The sequence below is a fragment of the Pseudarthrobacter siccitolerans genome, from assembly GCF_001046895.1.
Lineage (GTDB): Bacteria > Actinomycetota > Actinomycetes > Actinomycetales > Micrococcaceae > Arthrobacter > Arthrobacter siccitolerans.
The window spans coordinates 72374-81193 of record NZ_CAQI01000028.1 but is presented as its reverse complement, the minus strand read 5'-3'; the positions used below and the strand labels follow the sequence as shown (position 1 = coordinate 81193).

The following is an 8820-nucleotide window of genomic DNA, read 5'->3' as shown; positions in this document are numbered from 1 at the left end:
CCGAAAGGACCGCCAAAAATGGCTAACGACTTCTACACCCCGCTCGAAGCCGCTCGCGTAGCTGCCAACCTGGCAAACGAGGACGCCTTCCTGTCCGCCCTGGTATCTCGCAACTTCGCGAATGACCTCATGGGCGGCGGCAAGGGCGGCGCTCCGATCGCGATCAAGATCCCCACGACCCTGATCGCCCGCGAGCGTGAGATCGACGACATTACCTCCTCGATCGTCATGGACGAGATCGCGGAGCAGAGCGTGACTCTGAACCTGGACCGCGTCATGGACTACCACGCCGCGAACCTGTCCGAAGCGGATCTCGCGCTGAACCTGACGGACTTCTCCGCCCAGGTCCTCGCTCCTCAGACCGCCGCTGTCGTGGATCAGCTGGAGCACAAGCTGGCCACTAAGCTCCTGGCCGTCCCGGAAACGGAGCTCATGAGCTCCGGCGCGACCCCTGCCCCGATCGCCTATGACCCGGCGAACCCGACCGCTTACTTCACGCAGATCCGTAAGACTCTGCGGAAGAACGGCGTCGCCGTGAACGGCCTGAACATGCTCGTCGGCGCGGAGGTTTACGCGAACCTCCTGGACGCGAAGGCGATCGAGGACGCCTCCGCCTCCGGCTCCACCGCCGCTCTCCGCGAAGGCGGCGTCGGCAAGGTGCGCGGCTTCAACGTCGTGGAATCGACCCGCATCCCTGACGCGGAGATCCTGGCCTTCCACCGCGACGCCGTGACCCTGGCGACTCGCGCCCCTGTCGTGTCCCCCGGCGCGAAGTTCGGCGCGACTGTGAGCGAGAAGGGCTTCTCCCTCCGCTACCTGCGCGACTACCTGACGGAGAAGACCGTCGACCGCTCCTTCGTGAGCACCTTCTCCGGTATCGCGATCCTGCCGACCTACAAGGTCAGCCGGAACTACACGACCCGCCAGGTCGAGGTAACCGAAGTGGAAAACGGCGGCATCCTGCACCTGAACGTGTCCGAAGCCGTGGCCTAGTCCAGCTAGTCGCGTAGGGCGCCTTTCACCGGGCGCCCTGCGCGGCTCTGAGCCTCTTTGAGAGGAGGCCCTATGTCTTTACCCCTCCCGCCTCCTGTTAGCGCGCTGGAGGCTCGCCTGGGGCTTCCTGCCGGGACGCTCCTGGACGAGGACAAGGCACGCGCCGAAGCCGCGCTCGAAGACGCGACGGTCCTCGCCCTCGCTGAAGTCTCCGAAACGAAGGCGACCGCCTGGGAGCTCGACGCTCCGAAGGTCGTCCGCCTGGTCATTCTGAAGGCCGCCCGGCGCGAGTTTGAGAACCCGCGCGGCCTGGAGACGGAGAGCCTCGGCGAACACTCCGTCGGGATCTCTGAGACGTCCGGCGTCTACCTCACCGGCCGCGAGATCGTCCAGATCAAGCGCGCCGCGACTGGCCGCTCCGGGGGCTTCGTCGGCTCCGTCCGGACGCCTTCGTCCTGGGCCGACCCCGTCCCCGCTCCGGCGCCGGAGGTCGTCCTCTAGTGCTCCTCACTTCCTACCGTGTGACGCCGCCCGTTTACCGGCTCCGTCCTGGAACGGTCCTCGACTCCGACGGCGATCCCGTCGAGTCCTGGGACACGCCCGACCGCTTCAAGCTCGCGGGGGCCGTCGTCCAGGACGTCTCGACCGTCGAGGAGGAGGGCGTCTCGAAGCAGATCGTCAAGGGCGAGAAGACCCTCTTCGTCCCTCGCCGCGTCGACCTGAAGGCCGACGACCGGATCGAGGTCGAGGGCGAGCAATGGCGTGTAAACGGCGATCCCGTCACGAGAGCCGGCCTCGCTTCCGGCGTCCTCACCACTGCCACCCTTACCCGCGTCGAGTCCCGATAGGAGGCCGCCGAATGGCCCCGAAGCTCCGCCTCGATAGTCGAGGCATAGGCGCCATGCTGAAGAGCGCCGGAGTCGCCTCCGCCGTCGAGGCCGCCGCTGAAGCGACGCTCTCGAATGTCGGTGCCGTGACGGCTCACGACGGCCAGGTCGTCCCTGTCGAGATCTCGACCGGCACGACCGACCGCGCCGTCGCGCGAGTAACCCTCCTGCACGCCGCTGGCCTGGGCCTCCAGGCGAAACACGGCACGCTGACGAAGGCCGCCCAGGCGGCGGGCCTCCAGGTTAGGGGCGGCTAATGGCCGTCGTCTTCCCTGATCCCCGCCGCGCTGTCCGCGACCTCCTGAAGGGCCTCCTGGCCGCCAGGAGCGAGCCTTACGCCCTGGGCGTGACCGTCTCGACGAAGGCGCCGACGAGCTCGTCTTCCCTGCCCTTCGTCCAGGTCAAGAGCGACGGCCGCTTCCGGGACTCCCGGCTGAATGGCCGCGCGACTGTCCGCGTCCTCGTCTACCACCGCGACGAGGGCCTGGGAGAGGATCTCGCGGCCCTGGCGGAGGCTCTCCTCCTGGAGAGCTCCTCGCCCCAGGTCCGGGGCTTCTCGCCGATCTCCGGCCCGCTCCCGACGGAGGACCCGGACACCGGAGCTCCTCTCTCCTTCTTCACCATCACGGCCCGGCTCACCCCGGCCAACCTCTAACCGAAAGGACCCTTAGCAATGTCTGGAGACGCTAAGAACACTGCACTCTGGAGCGGGGCTGACGTCTTTATCGCTCCCGAAGGTACTGCCGGACCTGAAGACCTCGTCACCGCCTGGGGCGCCGCCTGGAAGGTCGCTGGCCTCCTGGACGGCGAGGAGGGCATCACCGAAACCCGCGACGGCGACACTTCGGAGCATTACGCCTGGGGAGGCATCCTCTTCAAGCGGACGAGCTCGAAGCACAAGCGGACTTTCAAGTTTGTCGCTCTCGAAGACAACGACGTGATCTTCTCCCTGGTCAATCCTGGCTCGACCCGGACCTCGGCCGCTGGCGTCCGCAAGGGCGCGATCAAGGTCCCGAAGGGCTTCCGCTTCGCCGTGGGCTTCGAGGTCCGCGAGGACGACAAGACGAAGCGCCGCTTCGCCCTGTCCGCTGAAGTCCAGGAGATCGGCGAGATCAAGGAGTCCGAAACGGAGCCCACGGTCTACGAGATTACCGTCGTGATCTTCCCGGAGGCCGACGGCACCCTCTACCACACCGTAGAGACGGACCCGGCTACCGCCGTCTAGTCCACAAGAGGAGAGCCTTCGCGCGGGAGGCTCTCCTCTTCTTTTACCTAATCCCGCGCGCCCCTAATCCACTTCCTTACCCGCGCTAAAGGAGCCCCCTAAATGTCTCAGATCAACCCCACTGCCGCCGAAGCCCTGGGCGACAAGGTCCCCTTCACTCATAACGGCGTCGACTACCTCCTGGACCCCGCGAGCGAGTGGGACGTCGAGGCCCTGGAGGTCTTCGAGAGCGGCAAGGTTATGACCTTCCTCCGCTTGATCCTGGGCGAAGAGCAGTACGCGAAGTACAAGGCAACGAAGCCGAAGGCTGGCGCTGTGAACGGCTTCCTGGAAGGCATCCAGAAGGCCCTCGGGATCAAGGGAAACTGACGGCGCTCGTCGCGCTCCTGAAGCGTGAGACGGACACGGTAGAGGCGGATCTCCAACGCTTCTACCGTGTCGACCTCGCGGACTTCTGGCGCGGCGGGCTCTCGCTTCGTCGGCTCTCCGTCCTGATCCATTACCTACCGGCCGAATCAGCGACCGCCCGCGCTTCGGGCGAAGCCGCGACCGGCTGGGACGTGAACGCCTACCTCCTCGCGGACCTTTATCACGCCTGGACCGGCCAGGCCCACCCTGCCCGGCCTCAGCCGAAGAAGGCATCCCGTTACGCGGACCTCCGCGCGCGCCTGGAGCGCCAGAAGGCGAGGTCCGCCTCTACCCCCTCGTAAGGAGGCATCGTGTCAAATGTCGGTTACGCGACACTGACGGTTATCCCGTCCGCGAAGGGCTTCGCGTCCGCGCTGAGCGGCGACATTTTGGGCCCTATGGACTCTGCCGGTCGTGACGCTGGCGCGAAGTCCGGAGGCTCCTTCGTGGGCGCCTTCAAGGGCCTCGTCGGCGCCGGGATCGCGATCGCCGCTGGCGGTATGTTCTCCGGCTTTATCGCTGAAGCGGCACGCGCAAGCGACGCGACGGACAAGTTCAAGGCGACTATGAACTTCGCCGGACTCGACACGTCGGCGATCGACGCCGCGACGAAGGCGGCGAAGGAGTTCGCCGACCAAACGGTCTACGACCTCCCGACGATCCAGAACACGATCGCCCAGCTTGCATCTAACGGCGTCGCCGATTACACCGGCCTGACTAAGGCCGCTGGCAACCTGAACGCCGTCGCTGGCGGCAACGCGGAGACTTTTAAGTCCGTCGCTATGGTCATGACCCAGACGGCGGGCGCGGGCAAGCTGACGACCGAAAACTGGAATCAGCTTTCCGACGCTATCCCCGGCGCCGCTGGTCCGCTTATGCGCGCCCTGGAGGAGGCCGGGGCCTACACCGGCAACTTCCGCGACGCTATGGCGGAAGGCGAGGTCACCGCCGACGAGTTCAACGCCGCGCTTATGAAGCTCGGCACTGATCCGATCGCGGTCGAGGCCGCGAAGTCGACGGCTACCTTCGAGGGCGCCCTGGGCAACCTCCAGGCGACGATCAACTCCGGCCTAATGACGGCCCTGGACGCTATGAAGCCCGCGATCACCGGGGCGATCAATCTCCTGGCGAACGGGCTCGGCTCCGCCTTCGTCGTGGCTGGGAACGTCATGGGGACCGTTACGGGCGCCGTCCGCGCCTTCGGTAACGCCTGGCGCGAGAACAACGGCGACGTGACCTCTGACGGCCTCGCGGGCGTCTTTGAGCAGGTCGCTAACGCGATCCGGCCGCTCTTCGGCGAGCTCGGCGACTTCAAGGTCCTTTGGGGCGAAGTCACCGGAGGGATTAGGGCCTTCGGGGCCGCCTGGCGGGAGAATAACGGCGACGTTACCTCTTCCGGCATCCCTGGCTTCTTCGAGCGGCTGGCGAACGCGATCCGCCCGGTCTTCGACGCCCTGGCTCCCCTGGGGACCGTGATCGCCTCCCTGGTGACTCAGTTCTCCCCGCTCGGGATCATCTTCCGCTCCCTGGAGCCGGTCCTCCCGGCACTCCTCAGCACGTTTACACAGCTAGGAGTCGGGATCGCCGGGACGCTGACCGTAGCACTCGCCCAGCTTGTGCCTATGATCCAGGTCCTCGTCTCCCACCTGTCCGGCGTCTTCGTCGCGATCATGCCCGCCGTAACGGCAATGGTCCTGACCCTGGGCAATGCGTTTACACAGCTTGTGCCTGTCGTTATGAGCGTCCTCGGCGCGTTAATAAGCGCGGCCCTCTCCTATATAGGAAGCCTCTGGAATGTTGCCTGGTCCGGGATCTCCTCCTTCCTGGGCGGAGTCTGGGGAAATATCGCGTCCGCCGTGTCCTCCGGGATCGGCGAGGTCGTGAACTTCTTCTCCGGCCTCTGGGGACGAGTCCAGGGCGCGATCGGCGATATCGGCTCGAAGATGTCGACAATCGGCCTCCAGATGATCCAGGGCCTCGCGAACGGTATTTCCGGCGCCGCGAACCTGATCCGCGAGGCGGTCGCTGGCGCGATCGGTAACGTCGTCGACTTTGCGAAGTCCCTCCTCGGTATCCACTCGCCCTCGCGAGTGTTTATGGAGATCGGCGACTTCACCGCGCAAGGTATGGCGATTGGCCTCACGAAGGGCGCGAAGCACGTCGAGAAGGCCGCCGCTAAGTCCCTGGTCCCCGCCGCTCCTTCCTTCGCGTCTCCGGACGTGACGGCCGGAGGAGTCCGCGCGGGCGCCGAAGCGGGCCTCCCGACGGGAAGCCCGCTGATCGGCTCTCTCACCCTCCAGTCTTCCGGCAACGTCCGCGAGGACATGGAAGAGGTCCTTTTCCATACCCGACGAATCGCACGAGGAGGCGTTTATGCCTAACGACTGGCGCCTGGCCTACCCTGGCGAGGACCTGGCCTTCGGCTCGATCGCCTCCCGCCTCGTGTTTACCTCCGCCCCGGATCTCGGCTCTCACGAGATCCGGCACGACGACGCCGGACGGCCACGCGCCGACGGCGTCGTCTTCGGCGCGGACTTCTTCGGCGGCCGGACGATCACTTTCGACGTCGCGGTCGCCGGAGAGGACGAGGCCGAAGCGCGCGGGCTCCTGGCCCGAATGGCTAGGGCCTGGCGCGCTGACGTCGTCCGGAGGACTCCGGGCGCCGTGGCGACTCTCGTCTCTGACTCTGGGCGCGTCGTCTTCGGCCGCCCCCGCCGCTTCGCTTCGACCGACGAGCTCCTCCCGGAGGGCATGAGCCAGGTTATCGCCGACTTCGCGACGGCGGACTCCGTTTGGTACGGCCCCACGGAACACTCCGTCTCCGTGGCCCTTCAGCCTGCCCCTGGCGGCGGGCTCCTGGCGCCTCTGGCTTCTCCCCTGGCGACGACGAGCTCGTCTGACCGCTCGACCGTCTTCACGGTCGAGGGCGACGTCGACACGTGGCCCGTCTTCGAGATCCAGGGGCCGATTACTAACCCTGTCGTCGAGATCGTCGACCGGCTCCGGATGGAGTTTAGGACGACGCTCGCCTTCGACGAGACGCTCGTCGTCGATACGCGACCCTGGGGCCGCTCGATCCTCCGGAACGGGGCGAGCCTGGCTGGCTCCCTCTCCAGGAGCTCGACGCGGCTCTCCCAGGCGGCCCTCCCTCCGGGACGTCACGAGCTCGTCCTCCGCGGCCTTTCCGAAGCCGGTACAGCGCGTGTAAACGCCCGCTGGCGCGACGCCTACCTAACCCCCTAGAAGGAGAAATTATGGCTTGGGACTCTGTCCCCTGGTTTGTCGGCGGCGGCGCCCAGCACTCCCCCGAAGTCGCCCGCCTCATGGCTTACGCCGCAACCTCCGGCGCCGAAGGGATCGTCACCCCTGGCGACCTGAAGGTGACCGCCCTCCCCGTCCCTGGCGGCTCCGTGAACGTGGCCCCTGGGGCGGGCCTGATCCGTAACCGCGCGACGGGAGGCGACTCCCAGACCTACGTCGCGCGTAACCCTGTCGAGGACACGGTCCAGATCGCGCCGACTGGCTCCGGCTCCGGCCGGACGGACTTGATCGTCGCCCAGATCGAAGATCCCTTTATGGCGGGCGAGCCCTGGCAAGATCCAGCGGACCCGACCGTCGGCCCGTATATCTTCACTCGCGTTATTCCGAACGTCCCCGTCGGCACGACCCGGCTCCAGGACGTCCCCGGATACTCCGGCCGCTCCGCGATCACGCTCGCCAGGGTCGATATCCCGGCCTCGACCGGCACGATCACGGCGGCAATGATTACGGACCTTCGCGCCCTGGCAATGCCCCGGCAATGGCGGGAAATGATCCCTTACGCCGCCCTCCAGGGCGAGTACCTTACGGGCGTCAATACCTGGGCGGACTGGCCGACGGCCCTAAAGCCCCAGGTCCGCGTCCCGGACTGGGCGACCGACGTCTTTATGACCGTGAACCTGACCGGCGTCCTCCGCATCCACAACGAAAACGCCGACGGCATGGTCCGGGCGGTCTTCGACGGGGCGATCGGCGATCCAGTGACCTACGACATTAACGGCGACTCTGGCCTGGGCGGTATGCGCTTCGACGTTATGCCCGCTCTCTGGGCGCCGGTAACGGCGCTCCAGGGCAAGCTCGTAACGGCGAAGCTCCAGGGCCTCCGCTACGTGACCCCCTCGACAGACGGCGAGGTCCTGGTCGATCCCGGATCTTCCGCGCTCTTCGATCTCCACTTCGTCGAGCGAGCGGTCTAAATGAGTACCTGGCGCTATATCGCCCAGCGCGCCACGACTGGAGAGATCCTGGACTTCGAGCTCCCCCTTCACCGGGACGAGCTCCGCTGGGATCTCTCCGGCGCTGGCTCGCTCCGTGGCACTGTGAAGCCGGATACCGGCACCCTTCGGGCTCACGACGGCCGCCTCCTCCTGGAGGAGTGGGGAACGTTCATTTACGCCGAAGCGGACGGCGAGATCCGCTGGGGCGGGATCGTCGTCTCCTCCGGCTTCGACGGCGCCGCCTGGAAGGTCGAGGCGGCGGGCTTCGCGTCCTACCCTCACGGCCTCCCCTTCACTGGCGACTTCGAGACGGCGGGCTCTGACCCGGCCGACGTCGTCCGCTTCCTGTGGGAGCACGTCCAGAGCTACGCGGACGGCGACCTGGGCCTGGTCGTGACCGGCGACCGGACTAACGCCGTCGTCGGGACCGCTGAAGAGCCTTACGAGCTCCGCTGGTGGGATGCTCCCGACGTCGGGGGCGAGATCGACGCACTGGCGAAGGAGACGCCCTTCGACTACGCGGAGCGGCACTTCTGGGACGGCGAGGAGATCCGGCACGAGCTCCGGATCGGATACCCGCGCCTCGGCCGCCGACGGGACGACCTGGCTTTCATCCAGGGCGACAACGTCGCGAGCGTCGTCACCCCGGAGCTCGACGGCGAGATCTTCGCTAACGAGGTCCTGGGCATCGGCGCGGGCGAAGGCCCCGGCGCTGTCCGGAGCACGACGGCCGTCCGCGACGGACGGCTTCGCCGGTCCTACGTTTACACGGCGAAGGACGTCACGAGCGAGTCCAGGCTCGACGCGCTGATCCGTGGCGAGCTCACTCGCCGCCAGCAAACGCTCTCGATCTCCTCGATCACTGTCCGCGAGCACCCTAACGCGCCGATCGGCTCCTGGAACGTCGGCGACGACGTCCTGGTCGAGGCGACTCTCCCCTGGCTGGGCGAGATCTCGCTTTGGTGCCGGATCACTGCCTGGGCGCTCACGAGCGACACGACGGCCACTCTCACCCTTGCACGATCGGATTCATTTACTTACGGAGGCTGAC

11 protein-coding genes are annotated in these 8820 nt (G+C 66.7%); all 11 read left to right on the top strand.

Annotation, left to right across the window (positions count from 1 at the left end):
* Nucleotides 1-993 (top strand): P22 phage major capsid protein family protein (locus tag ARTSIC4J27_RS02930; RefSeq protein WP_152683761.1); only part of this gene is annotated, 993 nt, incomplete at its 5' end.
* 72 nt (nt 994-1065) lie between these two features.
* Nucleotides 1066-1494: a hypothetical protein gene (locus tag ARTSIC4J27_RS02925; protein ID WP_050053717.1), complete on the top strand. Its 429-nt coding sequence runs from the start codon at nt 1066-1068 to the stop codon at nt 1492-1494.
* Nucleotides 1494-1841 (top strand): hypothetical protein, encoded by a 348-nt coding sequence (locus ARTSIC4J27_RS02920; protein ID WP_050053716.1) that lies wholly within the window; start codon nt 1494-1496, stop codon nt 1839-1841. Before ARTSIC4J27_RS02925 ends, ARTSIC4J27_RS02920 begins: the two co-directional genes overlap by 1 nt.
* A 53-nt stretch (nt 1842-1894) precedes the next feature.
* Nucleotides 1895-2137 (top strand): hypothetical protein, encoded by a 243-nt coding sequence (locus tag ARTSIC4J27_RS02915; RefSeq protein ID WP_152683760.1) that lies wholly within the window; start codon nt 1895-1897, stop codon nt 2135-2137.
* A complete protein-coding gene (locus ARTSIC4J27_RS02910) occupies nt 2137-2535 on the top strand; it encodes a hypothetical protein (protein ID WP_050053714.1) in 399 nt (132 codons plus the stop codon). The genes ARTSIC4J27_RS02915 and ARTSIC4J27_RS02910 overlap by 1 nt, the downstream gene beginning before the upstream one ends.
* Nucleotides 2536-2553: 18 nt before the next feature.
* Nucleotides 2554-3105 (top strand): phage tail tube protein, encoded by a 552-nt coding sequence (locus ARTSIC4J27_RS02905; protein WP_050053713.1) that lies wholly within the window; start codon nt 2554-2556, stop codon nt 3103-3105.
* Between the two features lie 102 nt (nt 3106-3207).
* Nucleotides 3208-3474 carry a hypothetical protein gene (locus tag ARTSIC4J27_RS22700; protein ID WP_050053712.1) on the top strand — a complete coding sequence of 89 codons (267 nt, stop codon included), beginning with the start codon at nt 3208-3210 and terminating at the stop codon, nt 3472-3474.
* Between the two features lie 350 nt (nt 3475-3824).
* Nucleotides 3825-5894 carry a tape measure protein gene (locus ARTSIC4J27_RS02895; RefSeq protein ID WP_050053711.1) on the top strand — a complete coding sequence of 690 codons (2070 nt, stop codon included), beginning with the start codon at nt 3825-3827 and terminating at the stop codon, nt 5892-5894.
* Entirely contained in the window at nt 5887-6756 is an 870-nt protein-coding gene (locus tag ARTSIC4J27_RS02890; protein ID WP_050053710.1) for a phage tail family protein, read from the top strand. The genes ARTSIC4J27_RS02895 and ARTSIC4J27_RS02890 overlap by 8 nt, the downstream gene beginning before the upstream one ends.
* An 11-nt stretch (nt 6757-6767) precedes the next feature.
* Entirely contained in the window at nt 6768-7748 is a 981-nt protein-coding gene (locus tag ARTSIC4J27_RS02885) for a hypothetical protein (protein WP_050053709.1), read from the top strand.
* On the top strand, nt 7749-8819 hold the full coding sequence (locus ARTSIC4J27_RS02880) for a hypothetical protein (RefSeq protein ID WP_050053708.1): 1071 nt from the start codon (nt 7749-7751) through the stop codon (nt 8817-8819). It abuts the gene before it with no gap.
* Nucleotide 8820 lies beyond the last annotated feature (1 nt).

Excerpts from the sequence above, each read along its gene's own strand:
- ARTSIC4J27_RS02925 (WP_050053717.1), top strand. The coding sequence starts at position 1,066 with ATGTCTTTACCCCTCCCGCCTCCTGTTAGCGCGCTGGAGGCTCGCCTG.
- ARTSIC4J27_RS02915 (WP_152683760.1), top strand. The coding sequence starts at position 1,895 with ATGCTGAAGAGCGCCGGAGTCGCCTCCGCCGTCGAGGCCGCCGCTGAA.
- ARTSIC4J27_RS02910 (WP_050053714.1), top strand. The coding sequence starts at position 2,137 with ATGGCCGTCGTCTTCCCTGATCCCCGCCGCGCTGTCCGCGACCTCCTG.
- ARTSIC4J27_RS02905 (WP_050053713.1), top strand. The coding sequence starts at position 2,554 with ATGTCTGGAGACGCTAAGAACACTGCACTCTGGAGCGGGGCTGACGTC.
- ARTSIC4J27_RS22700 (WP_050053712.1), top strand. The coding sequence starts at position 3,208 with ATGTCTCAGATCAACCCCACTGCCGCCGAAGCCCTGGGCGACAAGGTC.
- ARTSIC4J27_RS02890 (WP_050053710.1), top strand. The coding sequence starts at position 5,887 with ATGCCTAACGACTGGCGCCTGGCCTACCCTGGCGAGGACCTGGCCTTC.
- ARTSIC4J27_RS02885 (WP_050053709.1), top strand. The coding sequence starts at position 6,768 with ATGGCTTGGGACTCTGTCCCCTGGTTTGTCGGCGGCGGCGCCCAGCAC.
- ARTSIC4J27_RS02880 (WP_050053708.1), top strand. The coding sequence starts at position 7,749 with ATGAGTACCTGGCGCTATATCGCCCAGCGCGCCACGACTGGAGAGATC.